The sequence below is a fragment of the Rhodococcus marinonascens NBRC 14363 genome, assembly GCF_001894885.1.
In the GTDB taxonomy this organism is placed as follows: domain Bacteria; phylum Actinomycetota; class Actinomycetes; order Mycobacteriales; family Mycobacteriaceae; genus Rhodococcus_F; species Rhodococcus_F marinonascens.
Window position 1 is genome coordinate 73,402 of sequence record NZ_BCXB01000015.1, and the last position, 14,376, is coordinate 87,777.

The 14,376-nt window shown below is 63.0% G+C and carries 12 protein-coding genes and 2 pseudogenes; 6 read left to right on the top strand and 8 right to left on the bottom strand.

Translation table 11 applies throughout. The features are described 5' to 3' along the window. Positions 1–91: 91 nt before the first annotated feature. Together RM2_RS13000 and RM2_RS25630 are read right to left on the bottom strand one after the other, a co-directional pair. Positions 92–1,429 carry an MFS transporter gene (locus RM2_RS13000; RefSeq protein WP_084721778.1) on the bottom strand — a complete coding sequence of 446 codons (1,338 nt, stop codon included), beginning with the start codon at positions 1,427–1,429 and terminating at the stop codon, positions 92–94. Beyond that, the gene (locus RM2_RS25630) at positions 1,426–1,551 is read right to left on the bottom strand and encodes a hypothetical protein (protein ID WP_281250414.1); all 126 of its coding nucleotides are present in this window, start codon (positions 1,549–1,551) and stop codon (positions 1,426–1,428) included. Before RM2_RS25630 ends, RM2_RS13000 begins: the two co-directional genes overlap by 4 nt. 185 nt (positions 1,552–1,736) lie before the next feature. Between RM2_RS25630 and RM2_RS13005 the strand changes: the two genes are divergently transcribed. Then, on the top strand, positions 1,737–2,555 hold the full coding sequence (locus RM2_RS13005; RefSeq protein ID WP_072689862.1) for an IclR family transcriptional regulator: 819 nt from the start codon (positions 1,737–1,739) through the stop codon (positions 2,553–2,555). On the opposite strand, the gene RM2_RS13010 is transcribed toward RM2_RS13005, so the two are convergent. Then, entirely contained in the window at positions 2,519–4,864 is a 2,346-nt protein-coding gene (locus RM2_RS13010; protein ID WP_072689863.1) for a glycoside hydrolase family 65 protein, read from the bottom strand. The two genes, RM2_RS13005 and RM2_RS13010, sit on opposite strands and share 37 nt — an antisense overlap. 2 nt (positions 4,865–4,866) lie before the next feature. Then, the gene (locus tag RM2_RS13015; protein ID WP_084721782.1) at positions 4,867–5,592 is read right to left on the bottom strand and encodes an HAD family hydrolase; all 726 of its coding nucleotides are present in this window, start codon (positions 5,590–5,592) and stop codon (positions 4,867–4,869) included. A gap of 192 nt (positions 5,593–5,784) precedes the next feature. Between RM2_RS13015 and RM2_RS13020 the strand changes: the two genes are divergently transcribed. After that, positions 5,785–6,444 (top strand): chromosome condensation regulator RCC1, encoded by a 660-nt coding sequence (locus RM2_RS13020; RefSeq protein ID WP_174553856.1) that lies wholly within the window; start codon positions 5,785–5,787, stop codon positions 6,442–6,444. Positions 6,445–6,721: 277 nt separating this feature from the next. Beyond that, positions 6,722–7,051 (top strand): annotated as a pseudogene (locus tag RM2_RS13025) (hypothetical protein); the annotation flags it as partial. Positions 7,052–7,286: 235 nt separating this feature from the next. On the opposite strand, the gene RM2_RS13030 reads toward RM2_RS13025, so the two are convergent. From RM2_RS13030 to RM2_RS13040, 3 genes are all read right to left on the bottom strand, one after another. Next, complete coding sequence (locus RM2_RS13030; RefSeq protein WP_072689867.1) at positions 7,287–8,474, bottom strand: TerC family protein; 1,188 nt, start codon at positions 8,472–8,474, stop codon at positions 7,287–7,289. 489 nt (positions 8,475–8,963) lie between these two features. Then, entirely contained in the window at positions 8,964–9,713 is a 750-nt protein-coding gene (locus tag RM2_RS13035) for an ABC transporter permease (protein ID WP_072689869.1), read from the bottom strand. Between the two features lie 136 nt (positions 9,714–9,849). Next, entirely contained in the window at positions 9,850–10,368 is a 519-nt protein-coding gene (locus tag RM2_RS13040; protein ID WP_072689871.1) for an arsenate reductase/protein-tyrosine-phosphatase family protein, read from the bottom strand. 374 nt (positions 10,369–10,742) lie between these two features. Here RM2_RS13040 and RM2_RS13045 point away from each other — a divergent pair, with 374 nt between their 5' ends. The 3 genes and pseudogenes from RM2_RS13045 (at position 10,743) to RM2_RS13060 (ending at position 12,828) form a co-directional block, all read left to right on the top strand. Continuing rightward, complete coding sequence (locus tag RM2_RS13045) at positions 10,743–11,699, top strand: esterase/lipase family protein (RefSeq protein WP_072689873.1); 957 nt, start codon at positions 10,743–10,745, stop codon at positions 11,697–11,699. 107 nt (positions 11,700–11,806) lie between these two features. Continuing rightward, positions 11,807–12,448: pseudogene (locus tag RM2_RS26065) on the top strand (DUF7159 family protein); the annotation flags it as partial. 152 nt (positions 12,449–12,600) lie between these two features. Continuing rightward, on the top strand, positions 12,601–12,828 hold the full coding sequence (locus RM2_RS13060) for a hypothetical protein (RefSeq protein WP_072689877.1): 228 nt from the start codon (positions 12,601–12,603) through the stop codon (positions 12,826–12,828). A 794-nt stretch (positions 12,829–13,622) separates the two neighbouring features. On the opposite strand, the gene RM2_RS13065 is transcribed toward RM2_RS13060, so the two are convergent. Then, a complete protein-coding gene (locus RM2_RS13065; protein ID WP_072689878.1) occupies positions 13,623–14,342 on the bottom strand; it encodes a helix-turn-helix domain-containing protein in 720 nt (239 codons plus the stop codon). Positions 14,343–14,376: the final 34 nt, after the last annotated feature.

Consider the following 14,376-nt stretch of genomic DNA (forward strand, 5'->3'; position numbering starts at 1 on the left):
CCACGCCGGGCTTCCTTTCCACCGACTACCGAGCCGGAACCACCGAGTTTAGATGGGTTCGACGTCTAGCTTTGCGAAGCGGCGGTATGGGTCAGGCTGCTGAGCTGGCGTGGCTCTGCTTCCGCATCGTCGTCACGGCGATCAGGCCGATGAGGCACGTCACCGCCACGAAGTAGTACGGCGAGCGCAGGTCATTCGTCTGCCGGACGAGCCAGGTGGCGACGTATGGTGCGGTACCGCCGGCGACCACGACCGAGAGGTTGGTGGCCAGCGCGGTGCCGGTGTAGCGGACCTCCTGGGGAAAGAGCTGCGGTGTGACGGTGAACGACGCGACCTGCAGAAATGCCATGTTCACCATGATCAGGACATAGCCGAGGGCGGCGAGCGCGAGGCTACCAACGCCCATGAGCAGAAACGCTGGGTAGGTGAGGGCCGCATATCCTACGAGGCCGATGGCGGCCACCTCGAGCGAGCCGATGCGGTCAGCGAGGCGCCCGGTGAATGGCATGAGGCCCACAGCAACGAGCGTGACACCGGCGGTGATCCAGTACACCGGCGACTTCGCGTAGTGCAGGTTGGTGACCAGGTAGATGCTGACGAACGTGGACCCGATGTAGGCCGCACCCTGAACGCCGATGCCGAGTGCGGTGGCCTGTAGCAGCGCCTTGGGATGGGACCGCAGCGTAGACAGCAGCGGGAACCCGTGCTTGCCGGGTGAGACGTTCTTGTCGATGTCCGGTAGCGTGCGGCGCGCCATGTAGCAGACAATGGTCAGCGGCAGCCCCAAGAGAAACGGGATACGCCAGCCCCATGTGTCCAGCTGGTCGGTGGCGAGCACACCGGACACGATCCCGACGGCCGCCGCCGCGATCGCGAAGCCTCCGTTGGTACCCATTGGGGTAAATGCTCCGTACCGTGCCCGCATGCCCGGTGGGGCAGCCTCCGCGATGACGGTCGCGGCGCCGCCTACTTCGCCGCCGGCGAAGAAACCCTGCACGATACGGATGGCCAGCAGCAGGATCGGTGCCAGCACTCCGGCCACCGCATAGGTCGGTAGGAGACCGATAGCCGTGTTCGCAAAACCGATTCCGATTACCGTGACCACCAGAGCTTTTCGGCGCCCGTGCTGGTCGCCGACCCAGCCGAAGAAGATCCCGCCGATCGGACGGACCACATAGGACACAGCGAACACGGCCAGCACCGCTAGTAGTGACGTGATCGGATCATTGGAGGGAAAGAACAACGGCGCGATGATCGTGGACACATAGCCGTAGAGTGCGAAATCGTAATACTCGATGAGGGTGCCGATGCCGCCGGCGAAAGCGACCCGACGGGCTTCGGCGGGGGTGCGGGCCGATATCCGATTCGGGTCGGAAAGGTAGCGGTCGTCCGCGCCACTCGAGACGGTGGCTCCGTCGCCGACACTCATGATCGTGCCCCGGGGTTGTCGGCGAGGTAGTCCGTGTCGAACCCTGCCTCGGCCGCCGGACCCACGAATTCCTCGGTGACCAGGTGTAGAAAGCTGCACTGGCTGAGAACGGTTGCAGGCATCGCTCTCTTTCCCTTCTCCGAAGAATTCATCACACTGGAACAGCCTTCAAAAGTGGAACACCATTCCGAATTGAGGTCAACCATCACGTCGATATATGTCAACCATCACGTCGATATATGCCGAAGGGTGGGATACCGCACTCGGCTAAGCTCACCGGACCTTGGTGTGGCAGAGAGTGGGAGTTATGGCAGTAGGAGCGTTATCGCGCGGTCTCGGGGTTTTGCAGTGCCTCGTCGGCTCGCCGGACGGACTACCGCTCGCCCGCATCGCCGAGGTCGTCGACCTGCCGAAGAGCGCCGTTCACCGTATCCTGGTCACTCTGGTCGACGAGGGCTTCGTACGCCGAGTGGACTCCTCTGGACAATACGTACTCACGCTGCGGATCGTTAGCCTCGGCCTGCGTCATCTGGCCGGCAGCACTATCTTCGAACTAGCCATCCCTGTGCTGTCCGCGCTCGCGAACGAGTCCGGCCAACTGGTTCGACTGGGCCTGGTCGATGGTGAGCAGTTGCTGTGGGTTGCCAAATCGCAAGGTGCCAAGTCCGGTCTGCGCTACGACCCGGACCCCGGTTCGGAGATTCCCTACGCGTCGACCGCGAGCGGTGTCGCTTGGCTGTCCCGGCTCAGTGACGACGAGGCACTGAGCCGTGTCGCCCGCCAGAAGCCAGTTGAGCGACACCTGTTGGGGCACAACGCCCCAACGACACTGGCAGAGGTGCAGTCCCGGATCCAGGAAGCGCGGGCGAAGGGCTGGGCCCAGGTTCACGACAGCTTCGAGGAAGGGATCTCCGCGATGGCCGCGCCTCTGTTCGATCCGGGCAGCGGCAAGCCGCTAGGTGTGGTGAGCATCGCAGGCCCGAGCCTTCAGCTCTCCGGCACGCGCATGGAAGAGCTCGCTCCCAGCCTCTTGAATACGGCGGCAGAATTGTCCGGACTCGCCGGCCTGGCGTGGCAGGCTGGACGAGATCAACTCACCCCACGCCGCACGGGCGCACGTCCGTAGGGCTGGCGCACAGGCGGAATGCTCGGCAGTTCCGGAATCGGCTTCGTCACCGGGGAGGAGTCGAGAGTGAATTCACTCCCGTAGTGGGCGAGCCGGACCGGTTCGCCGGACCTCAGCCGGTAGGTGGCGAAGTTCGATCGAATATCCACATGGATCTGGCTTCCCCGCACTGTCATTCGAAAGTTCAGGTTGGACAGTTGTGGAGGTATCCGAGGCGCGAACGTGATGTCGCCGCCGTGGTCGCGCATTCCACCGAAGCCGGCGACGCAAGCCATCCACGTCCCCGCCAGCGAGGCGATGTGTAGTCCGTTTTCGACGTTCGAGTGTAGGTCGTGGAGATCGGTCAGCGCCGCCTCGGCGAGGTAGTCGTAGGCGAGTTGAAGCTGGCCGACCTCTGCGGCCATGACCGACTGCGCACACGCCGACAGTGACGAATCGCGCACGGTGAGGGCCTCGTAATAGGCGAAGTTGCCCAATTTCTGCTCATCGGTGAAGGCATCGCCGCGAAGGTACATCGCCAGCACCAGGTCGGCCTGTTTCACCACCTGCTTGCGGTACAGATCGAAATACGGGTAGTTGAGCAGCAGTGGGTAGTGCTCGGGTGGTGTGCCTTCGAAATCCCACTCGGCGTGATGCGTGAAGCCATCGGATTGCGGATGCACCCCGAGTGCCGCGTCGTACGGAATCCGCATGTGCTCGGCGGCGTCTCGCCACAGCGCCAATTCTTCGTCGTCCACGCCGTGTTCACGGGCGAGATCCGTCCTGCGCTCGCAGACGCTTGCTGCATCGCGCAAATTCTTCTGCGCCATCAAATTCGTGTAAACGTTGTTGTCGGCCACGGCCGTGTACTCGTCGGGTCCGGTGACGCCGTCGATACGGAATTCCCCCTGCGAATTGTGGTGGCCGAGAGAAGTCCACAGACGCGCGGTCTCTACGAGTAATGTTGCACCGCATTCGGATTCGAACTCCTCGTCCCCGGTCGCCGCCAGGTACCGGGATGTAGCGGCAGCGACGGCGGCTCCGACGTGAAAAGCGGCCGTTCCCGCGGGCCAGTAACCGGAGCATTCTTCGCCGTTGATCGACCGCCACGGGAACACCGCGCCTGCCTGACCCAACTGCGCGGCACGTTTCTTCGCCTTGTCCAGAGTTGAGTGCCGCCACCGCAACGCATCCCTTGCCGAGTCTGGCACGGTATAGGTGAGCAGGGGAAGGACGAACGCCTCGGTGTCCCAGAACGCGTGTCCGTCGTAGCCGGGCCCGGTCAGGCCCTTCGCGGGAATCGCCCGGGACTCCCCTCGCGCACCGGCCTGGAGCACGTGGAACAGCGCGAACCGAACCGCCTGCTGCAGTTCCGCATCACCTTCGATCTCTACGTCCGCAGTCTCCCAGAAGAGATCGAGGTACTCGCGCTGACGGCGTAGCAGTGCGGCCCAGCCGGTTTCGAGCGCTCCGGCGAGTGCCCCTTCGACCTGCCCCCGCAACGCGGGTGTCGACCGCCGCGCCGACCAGCCGTAGGCCAGGTATTTCGTCACCTTCAGGCGTTCACCTTTCGGCACGTCGACCGCGACGGTGAGCCGCGCGAGATCCTCTTCGGTCTCGATGCCGCACCGTCCGCTGGCGGGAAAGTCGATCTCGTGGTCCATCCCCGTCGCCATTCGCAGTCCCGAGGCCCGTGTGTGGTGGGCGAGGACAGCCCTGAAGTCGTGGGCTGCGGCGAAGTCGGAGACCAGTGGATTGTCCAGGGCAGCGGCGACCCGGGGGTCGTCCGTGCGAACGGGTAGACGCTCGTTGGCGAGCAGATCGGATTGCAAGACGAGCTCGATGTCGCCGTCGAGTGGCTCGACCTCGTAGCGGATGGCCGCGATGGCACGCGAGGTGAACGAGACCAGACGCTCCGAGTGGATCCGCACCTTCCTGCCGGTCGGGGAGGTCCAGTCGGTGGTGCGGCGCAGGGTGCCGGAGCGGAAGTCGAGGACCCTCTCGTGAGCGGGCGCGCTCCCGTACCGCATGTCCAGGGGTTCGTCCTGTACCAGCAATCGGATAATGCTGCCGTCGGTCACGTTCACGACCGTCTGGCCGTCCTCGGGGTAGCCGTAGCCTGCCTCGGCGTAGGGCAGGGGGCGTTGTTCGTAGTACCCGTTGAGATAGGTACCCGGAAGCCCCCGCGGTTCACCCTCCTCGAATGTGCCGCGAATCCCTATGTGGCCGTTCGAGAGTGCGAAGGTGGACTCGGTGGATCGCAGTCCTTCCAGATCCAGCCCGCGCCAGCGTAGTTGCCACGGTGAGATTTCGTAACCCTTGTCGTCCATGCTCACCTTTCCAGGAGGTCGGACAGGTCGTTCACTACGACGTCGGCGCCGTGGGCGCGCAGAGCGTCGGCTTGATCATTGCGATTGACGCCCACGACGAAGCCGAACTCACCGGCTCGTCCGGCTTCGACCCCGGAGAGTGCGTCCTCGAACACCGCCGCCTGACCGGGACGCACATCGAGTGCGCGTGCACCCGCGAGAAACGAGTCCGGCGCGGGTTTGCCTCGCAGGCCCTGCTCGGTGATCACCACACCGTCGATGCGGACGTGCACATACCGGCTGAGGTCGGCGGCGTCTAATACTGCCCTGCCGTTCGCCGAGGACGTGACCACGGCGATTTTCAGGCCGGCCTCGGACGCGGCGCTGATGTATCGGACGGAACCGGGGTACGGGCTGACCCCTTCGTCGTCGATCACTTTCAGCAACAGTGTGTTCTTGCTGTTCCCGATCCCATTGATCGTCGCCGCGCCGACTAGATCGTCGGGCGATCCGTCCGGCAATGTGATCCCGCGGGACCTGAGGAAGGTCCGGACCCCGTCGGCGCGGGGGCGTCCGTCGACGTAATTCAGATAGTCCTCGTCCGAGAACTGCCGAAAGTTCGAGCCCTCCCGTTGCTTCAGGAAGCCGTCGAATGTGCGTTTCCACGCCTTCCTGTGTAGCACCGCCGTCTCGGTGAGAACGCCGTCGAGATCGAACAAGCAGGCCGAGATTTCGTCGGGCAGTCCCATCATCTTCCCGACGGTACCGCCGTTTGCTGCCGCATCCGTCGAGGCTCGCGTAAACCCCGATCTCAAGGGATGTGAGGACTATCCGCTCGCCGCGGCGAGCGAGGAAATTTCCTTTGCGGAGGCAGCAACCGTACTAAACGGACTGTATGTTTCCTTCGATCGTTAGAGATACCTGAACGAAGGAGATTTTCTGTGAGACGAGTGCTCGTGACCGCGACAAGTTGCGCACTTCTGGCCTTGCCGGCCTGTGGGGCGGACGGTGACGTGGCGCAGACCGAAACGTCGGGTTCGACCACTGCGGTGGCGACCAAAACCTTTCCCCCAATCGCACCGAGTGCGTCGGAGGGGGCGGCGCCAGTGATCGAACCCGAGGCCGGTAACCGAGGGGCGCCGGTGGCCGGCCAGGGCAGGTCTGCAGCGGGTGGACACGCGGTGGTCCCAGTTCAGGCGCCCGCGATTCCGCCGCCGGTCGTCGAGAGTCCTGCCGAGGTGGAACAGCCTCCCGTGGAGGATCCGCCGGCGGGTGAGAACCCCGATGGTGAGAACCCCGATGGTGAGAACCCCGATGGTGAGAACCCCGACGGTGACAGCCCCGACGGTGACAACCCAGAGGGTGAAGACCCGGAAGGCGATAGTGCTGACGGTGGGAGCGCTGACGGTGAGGGCGCTGATGGTGAGGGCGCTGATGGTGAGGGCGCTGACGGTGACAGCCCGGAGGGCGAGGGTGCCGGTGGTGACACCTCAGAGGGTGGCAGCGCTGGTGGCGGGAGCGCTGATGGTGAGACTCCGGCGAGCGACGTTTCGGAAGGTGAAGGCGATGGCGGTGGGAATGCCGAGGGCGGTACACCCTAGACGAATGGGACTGGTTGCAGGGCGCTGCACCCCGGCGGTTCCCCTGCTCGCACGGGTGGCATTGCCCATGCAAGCAGGCTATTGACGCGATTGGTGCGCCCACCATCCGCCATCACCCGCGCGGTCTTGTCCCCCGATTGGGGGACAGGAAATTCACCCGATACAGGGATTGATCGGTTGATGAATACCGGTACTGTGCCAAGAGAGAGTTATGACCGGTCAGACCAGTCGCTACAATGGGGCCGAGCGGTCGCTAATATGGACAGGAATTTTCGTAATGTCAAACATTTCCAGTATCGAGGTCGCTCGAGCACGCCGGTCGCACAGAGTGTTGTTCATCGGAAATCCCACCCGGTACAACGACGTGTCACGATGGGCGATGGTAAGGCAATGGGCGGTGATCCACGGACTGGAGCCGATCAGCGAGTTCGAGGGCGACGTACTCTGCGTCATCGTGACCGAAGACGTCCTCGACGGTGTCTGCTCTCCGACGGATTTGATCGCCATCCGGCAGGCGGAGGCACTCGGAGTGCCTTGCATCAGCGTCATTGACACGACCCAGATCTGGCAGGTCACGGCGCGGGTCCGTGCCCGGATCAGCCAATCACGGACTGCGGAAACCCAGATGACGCGATCGGGGACGACGCGATCCGGGACGGCACGAGCCGGGATGACAGAGTCGGCGGTCGACGCTCCTGCGGTGGTTCTCTACTACGGGGTGTGAGGATTTCCTGCCGATTTTCCGAGAGTCGCCAGGCGTGTTGCCGTCGGCTGAAGTCGAATTCGCACAGCCGTGTTATCAAACAGCCGTGCTAGGAAAGTGGCGTACTCGCATCAGTCTCCTACCGGTTCAGGAACGCGTCGTGGTCGGAGTGAGCGCGCTTGATTAGTTCCATGAGCGCACTCTCCTCGCGCACCATCTTCCGGTACTTCGGGTCGAGCCTTTTCACCTGCCGTTCTTCGGCGATCAGCTTGTCGTAGATCCTTTCGCGCTCAGCCAGATCTGCGGTGTAGTCGAGATCCACGTAGTTCGTTGCGTGCCGTCGAGCGCCGGCGATCGCCGACTGGGCTTTGCCGCGATGGCTGGCTAGCGACGCGATGATGGTGACGAACAGAACGCCGATGATCACGATCAGCGACAATCCCGTGCTCACCTCGATGACGTCAATGGGGTCGCCGTCGTTGACGAACGGCAGGTTGTTCTCGTGCAGGGCGTGCAGGATCAGTTTGACGCCGATGAACGCGAGGATTGCGGCCAGCCCGTAGGAGAGATAAATGAGGCGGTCCAATAGGCCGTCGAGCAGGAAGTACAGCTGGCGGAGGCCCATCAGCGAAAATGCGGTAGCTGTGAAGACCACGAACACGTTCTGGGTGAGTCCGAAGATTGCTGGGATGGAATCGAGGGCGAATAGCAGGTCTGTGCCGCCGATCGCGACCATCACCAGCAGCATCGGCGTCATCGCGCGTTTGCCGTTCTCGATGGTAAACAGTTTGTCGCCGTCGTAGTGCTTACTGGTGTGCAGGAATTTCTTGGCGATGCGAATGATGAAGTTGTCTGCCGAATGCGAGTCTTCAGTTTCCGGCCGTAGCATGTTTCCGGCGGTGACCAGCAAGATCAAACCGAAGATGTAGAAGACCCAGGCGAATGTGTTGATCAGGGTGGCGCCCAGGAAGATGAATGCAGTCCTGGCGAAGAGCGAGAAGACGATGCCGAACAGCAGTACCTTCTGCTGATCTTCGCGTGGCACCCGGAAGCTGGCGATGATGATGAGAAAGACGAACAGGTTGTCCACCGACAACGCTTTCTCCGTCACGTAGCCCGCGAAGTATTCCGACCCCATTTCGATGCCGCCGAAGATCAACACCACGACGCCGAACAGGATCGCGAGACCCACATACAAAGACGACCAGATTGCCGATTCCTTCAGTGTGGGAATGTGCGCCTTGCGGACATGGGCGAAGTAATCGAACAGCAGCAGGGCGACGATCACGGCGATCGTCAGGCCCCAGGCAGCGGGAGTTACCTGCATCGTCTCTGCTTTCGGCCGAAGCAAACTCGTGTGCCGTCAGCCTAGCTTTCGTATCAAGAGTGAACGACGCCCGCCGGGCGAGTCGCGGCACCGGTCCGTTGTGTGACGGAAAGTCATGTGCACTGCTTCGTTTCGACGTGCCACGCGGGGTTCGATCGGGGAACTTCCGGTTCACCCGAAAAAGGGACTGTTCGGGGGGAGTCACACGGCCCCTCATTCCAGACAGTATTGGTCGAGCCAGTGCTCATCCAGGTACCACAACAGAGACAGGGACAAGTAGATGTCGACGATCGCGGGTACCAATTTGGCGGAGCTGGCTTACGAGTGGTGCACCGAGTTCGAGTGGTGTATCGATACGGAAGTTCCGGTGGCGCCACCTGATGTCGCCGGCACCGAGGATGACACGCAGAGCGTGTTGTTCACCGGAAGTGCCCCCACGAAGCCGCTCTGCCGGACATAGCTCTGAGCTGGCACCGCCCTGCGTCGACCTTATGCGGGCACCTTGGGGCGGGTGCGTACCGGCGCAAGGCCCGAGACTATGACGACGGCGGTAATCGATCCGGCTGCCATGATCGCGGCGAGCACCACGATTTGGAAACGCCCGGCCTCGAGGGGTGATACACCGCCGAAGATCGCCCCGACGAAGGCGCCGGGCAGGGTGACCAGTCCTGTGGTCTTGGTCTGGTCTGTCGACGGAATCAAGGCCGAGTGCACTGCGAGCCTGGTGAGCCCGAGCGTCGCCTGTCGAGGAGTGGCGCCTAGCGCGAGCCAGCCTTCCACCGATTCCCATCGCTCGTCGGTGACCTCCATGAAGCGCCGGCCCGCGAGGGTTGCGGTGGTCATCGCATTGCCGACGACGATGCCACCGATGGCCAAGGCATACCGTGGAGAGAATTCGATGGCACCGGTAAGGAAGGTGACGGCGAGTGTCACGGCGATCCCGAGCGCCATTGCCGCGAAGACCAACTCGACGTGCTGGAGGCTCCATCCGATCCGGCTCGATGCCGTCAGTGCCGCCACCGTGAACATGACGAGAAGGGCGAGAGCGACCCACAGCGGGTTCGTGATCACTCCGGAGAGGAGGACGCTGATCAGAGCGAGTTGGAGTGCACCCCGGAGTACCGCGAGAGCCGGAGCGAAATGGTGTGGTGCCCGGAATCCCCAGAGCACGGCGGTCGTGATGGCGACGAGCACCGTCACACCGATGATGCTTGGTAGAAACTCAATGGACCAGGTCACAGACAAAGCGTACTCAGTTGTGTCAGTGGGGGCGTCCCCAGATTCGGGGAACGTCGGTGACGAACAGGTGAGTATCAGGCTGTAATCACCTGATCATTCTGCGCCCCGATCATTGGGTGCATCGGCGTAAAGCCGCTCAGGCTCGGACGCCCCGCGCGATTACTCCCAGGAGGTCGGCGATCTCCGATCCGACGTTCAGAAAGGTCTCCTCGTCCTGCCCGATCGGGTCCGGAATGTCCTCCGGGGATCCACTCGACTTGTACTGGGGGCGGGCCGACGCCAGATCCGCCACCGTATTGGCGTCCGCCGCTTCGGCGAGTCGGGCAGCCTCCTTGAGGGTGAATGTCTTCTTCAGCTGATCGGGGGCCAAGGCCAAGACCTGGTCGCGGTGGCCCTCCGTCATTGTCAGCACCAGATCGGCTTCCACCGCGAGATCTGAGGTGAGCGGACGGGCTGCAAACTCGCTGGGGTCGCCGCCGAGGCCCTCCAGAACCTGCGCGGCGGTGGGCTCCATCGTTTCCCCCGCTAGGGCGCCCGTACCTGCACTTTCAGCTGTCAGGTCCGTGAGTCCGAGCTCCTCGGCGTATGCCACTGCGAGGCGCTCGGCCGTTGGAGAGCCGCAGACGTTTCCGGTGCAGACGAAGAGAACATGCATGGGCGAAGCATAGGGTCTCGGTCCGGGTCATCTGCACACGCACTGTTGGGCTCGAACTTCAATCGGGCAGAATCCGCGTTCGCCGTGCTCGTCGTCAAGGTGCATGCGCTGCACCGTCTGTGGAACCTGCTACCTGCGAGGTACGGATGTGGCAAGGCGGAATTGGGCCATGATCAGCGCGGAGTCGACATCGACCCTGGAAGTGGCGAAGCTCTCGGCCGGCGGGCGAGCGGAAGCAGTGTTCGGATGAGCAGTATGTCCGTCCGTGCGGACTGTACCGGCGGGTCGGTATCATCAACATTTACCACTCGCAGCGGGTAGCGTCGCTATTGTCGCTGCCGATGCGGGGTATAACCACAAGCGGAGGTACAACCATGGCGAACTTCCGTCGCTTGTCTCAATTGTTTTTCCTGGTTGGGGTCGCGCTGTCCTTCGCCGTACCCGCCCACGCCATGGAGATCCCCACCAAGCCGGGACCCGAGCAGTCGCAGGCGGGTGACGCGATCAAGTTCGCCGAGCAACACCCGCACTCTGCACCCCCCGGCGTCAACGACTTCACATGCCGCCCTGATGCCGCGCATCCCCGCCCGGTGGTGCTGGTTCACGGCAGCGACGGGAGTACCTACGCGAGCTGGGCGGGGCTCAGTCCGAAACTGAAGGCCGCCGGTTACTGCGTGTTCGCTCTGAACTACGGGCAGAAACCAGGCACCGAGCGCTACGGGATGGAAACAATGACCGAGGGGGCAACAGAACTCGCCGACTTTGTCACGCAGGTGTTGTCCACGACGGGGGCGGACAAGGCCGACGTGATCGGGCATTCACAGGGTGCGACGGTGTCTCGGTACTACATCAACAAGCTCGGCGGAGCGGCTGAGGTGGACCAGTGGATCGGGCTGGCGTCCCCCACGTATGGCGGGACGTTCTACGGGCTGGGCACGGCTCTCGAGTCGTTCCCCGGGGGCACCGGGCTGATTGACCGTTTCGGTTCGGAGGCCCTAGCCGAGCAGGTCCAGGGTTCATCATTCCTCGCAGCCCTCAATGCCGGCGGCGACACCGTACCCGGTGTCGAATACACCACGATCGGCACCAGGTACGACGAGGTGATCCAGCCGTACACCAACGTCGCGCTGCGCGGCCCCGGCGCGACAAACATCCTCGTCCAGGATTTGTGCCCGGAGAATGAGACAGGCCATTTCAACCTTCCCTACGACCCGTTCTCCCAACAATTGGTGCTCAACATTCTGGATCCCGCACACGCAGTCAGTCCGACCTGCACCCCCGTGCCGTTGGGCACGGGTATTGCCGGAGTGATCATCGCGAGTAATTCCTGACAGGAAGCGGGCTGGGCGGTCACTTCGTAGGTACGCTTCGCCAAACTGCGCGGCGTGAAGTGGGGGGACTCCAGATCGGACCCGTGCAGAGTCAAGGTAGGCGGCCCATGAGTTCGGTTCTAGGTGTGACGGTTGGTGCGAGTGCTGTGCGCTTGATTCGACCCGATCTCTTTGACCCTGAAGGCATTACGAAAGGACGTCTTCCGGATTTCCAAGCCCGGGTGATTGCAGTCGGCGCCGAACGGCCCGAGGATGTTGCCGCCGAGTCGATCAGTGCCGTCCTTGTCGGCTCGGCAGGTGCCGGGCAGGGCTACGCCACCGGAGTTGCCTACCGTGATGAAGCGCAGGCGAGCGTCGTGCAAGCCGCGATGGCCCGTCAGGAAATCGGCAATTATCAGCTCGTGCCCGAAACATTGGCCGCGCTTACCTTTCTCGACGCCTCGGGAATTTTGGGTGCGCACGGATACCGTGAGTGAGATGCATTCGATTCGCTGATCGGCGTCACCCTTGAATCATCTGCGCGGCTCGCGTATGACGTAATCGCGAGATCCGGTCGTGTCCCGGATGCCGTAGTCGTCATCGGGGGCGGTGCACGCATTCCTCTGGTTCGGTCTGTGCTCGAGTCGTGGCTCGGTCTGCCCGTCATCGTTCCCGATAATCCGGAACTGGTGGTGGCTCGGGGTCCCGCCCTGCTTGCCCAGCAGATGCAGCAACCGCCTCTGGCGGTGGCCGCGGTTCCACCCCGCCCGCTGAGCAGTATCAACCGTACGGCGCGTGCTTCCCTCGCTTCCCGGCCTATAAAGCCGCCGCAGATATCGGACGGTCAAATTCCCAGTGGCCGCATCCGAGTCGACGAGCCTACGATGGGGATGGTTCGGGGGCGCAAGAAAGGACGTGCGCAGTGATTGCGAATTCAACGGAGTCGTACAGCACACCTGGTGTTCCCAGGGTTGGAGCGGTTGCCGCGCAGAATGGAGATAGCCGCGTCGTCGCGTATACGAAGCCCATTCTGAAGATGTTTCCGCCCACCAGCGAGTGGACCGCCAAGGTGACGATGATGACGGTCTACGGACTGATGGCGATCACCATTGTCTTCATCGTCCTGCGAGAGGCAGGCCTTTACAGCTAGGAACGTGGGTCGGAGACACTTGGGCGGAATGTTCGTGTACGCGAGGGAACCGTTCTGTTGCGCCGCTAGTGGTAAACGGTCTTCGGCCAGGTGAGCACCCTTCAGGCACCGAACACCACTGTTGTGCGCTGACGACGATGGCGTGGCTGGTGGACGAACTCACGCCGCCGTCGATGTTTACACTTTCGACGTGCCGGAGTCTCCGCCGGAGGGATTGTCTCTGTACGGGCGAGAGTGTTCGGAACATCACAAGTGAGGCTGTGACAGAAGCGATGAAAGTGGTGCCAAGCTGTCAGCTGCGCATTGCTTTTGTGTCGCTTATGCGCCGCTGGTGTGATTAGATGTCAATGGATGGCGCGCAGCTAATGTGCAGCGAACGCAGGTCCATGTGAGGGTGGGCCGGAACTCCGAACGAGGGGTGTGTTCCGCCGTCCGCCGAGCCGCCGAGTGGGCAGATGTGCCGAGCTGGGTGGCGGGGTACGGGGGGGTGTTCCCCGCCACCAACCTGGTACCCACAGGGGGGGAGGGGCGCCAGGTGCTCGCGGCACTCGAGGTGCCGGTAGACAATCTACCTACACGATGGGGGCATTCGTCAACCGGTCTGGGTTGAATCGCCAAAAGAGTTTGAACTACCACGATGTCTTGTTCTGCCGAACCGGCGGCCTGAGGATTTTTTGTGCTGTGTCCAGGGGGATCACTCAAGGGCGGTGGCAGCTCGGAGATACCGCGGGTCTTCTGCCCGCTTGCGGGTCGAGACAGGTAGCGATCCGTGACCACGTTCGTGGGCATACCGTTCATGCGTTCACCTCGGACCCGCCATTGCGTTCAGGAGCCTCGGCCCTAACGAATTTCACCGCCTCCTCCCACCGTCGCCAGAAGCGCTCTCGCGTGGCCGCGTCCAGCTCTTCCTCTTTGCCGTAGAGAAAGCGCCGGTAGTGCACTTCTTCACGTTCGCTTGGGTCGGCGACGGTCGACGGGGCTTCGAGAAGGTGGGCGAACGCGAATTCCACCAGTGGCTGACGCGGCCCAGACGGCCCTCCGTTGACCTCGAGCAGCCGGGTCACGTACGCCCCGGTGATCTTGGACACCACTCGGCTGAGGCTGTCTGCGGCATCGGCAAGTCCAGGCACTTCCGGGTGCGCCGCGCTTAATTTCGCGATCCGGCTGTGAGGGTCGAGAATCTCGACGATGGTGTCCAGATCCAGCGGAATCTCCGACGGCCCGAGCGTCGGCGGATGCGACCGCGGCAGTGGTTCCTCTCGCGCGAGCGTTTCGAGCGGCGTCGGATCACCGCCGTCCAGCGTCCGCGCAGCGCTGCCCGGAACCCACCGAAGGGCGGTATCCAGTTTGCGGAGCGTCTCGATGCTCGGATCCGCGCCGGTGCCGTTCTCGGCCCGCGTCTGCGCTGCGTCGGACGGGCCGCCGGCAGCAGTGACCTGATCCTGTGTGAGGTTCAGCAAACGGCGTCGCTTGTGGACCAATTGTCCGAAACGCACGCGAGTGCTGGTAGCCACGACTCCCCCAGAAGACACGCAGGCGACGCGTGTG

What these genes read in the sequence shown, in the direction of transcription:
- RM2_RS13000 (WP_084721778.1), bottom strand. Translation starts at nt 1,429, where the DNA reads ATGAGTGTCGGCGACGGAGCCACCGTCTCGAGTGGCGCGGACGACCGC.
- RM2_RS25630 (WP_281250414.1), bottom strand. Translation starts at nt 1,551, where the DNA reads ATGCCTGCAACCGTTCTCAGCCAGTGCAGCTTTCTACACCTGGTCACC.
- RM2_RS13005 (WP_072689862.1), top strand. Translation starts at nt 1,737, where the DNA reads ATGGCAGTAGGAGCGTTATCGCGCGGTCTCGGGGTTTTGCAGTGCCTC.
- RM2_RS13010 (WP_072689863.1), bottom strand. Translation starts at nt 4,864, where the DNA reads ATGGACGACAAGGGTTACGAAATCTCACCGTGGCAACTACGCTGGCGC.
- RM2_RS13015 (WP_084721782.1), bottom strand. Translation starts at nt 5,592, where the DNA reads ATGGGACTGCCCGACGAAATCTCGGCCTGCTTGTTCGATCTCGACGGC.
- RM2_RS13030 (WP_072689867.1), bottom strand. Translation starts at nt 8,474, where the DNA reads ATGCAGGTAACTCCCGCTGCCTGGGGCCTGACGATCGCCGTGATCGTC.
- RM2_RS13040 (WP_072689871.1), bottom strand. Translation starts at nt 10,368, where the DNA reads ATGCATGTTCTCTTCGTCTGCACCGGAAACGTCTGCGGCTCTCCAACG.
- RM2_RS13045 (WP_072689873.1), top strand. Translation starts at nt 10,743, where the DNA reads ATGGCGAACTTCCGTCGCTTGTCTCAATTGTTTTTCCTGGTTGGGGTC.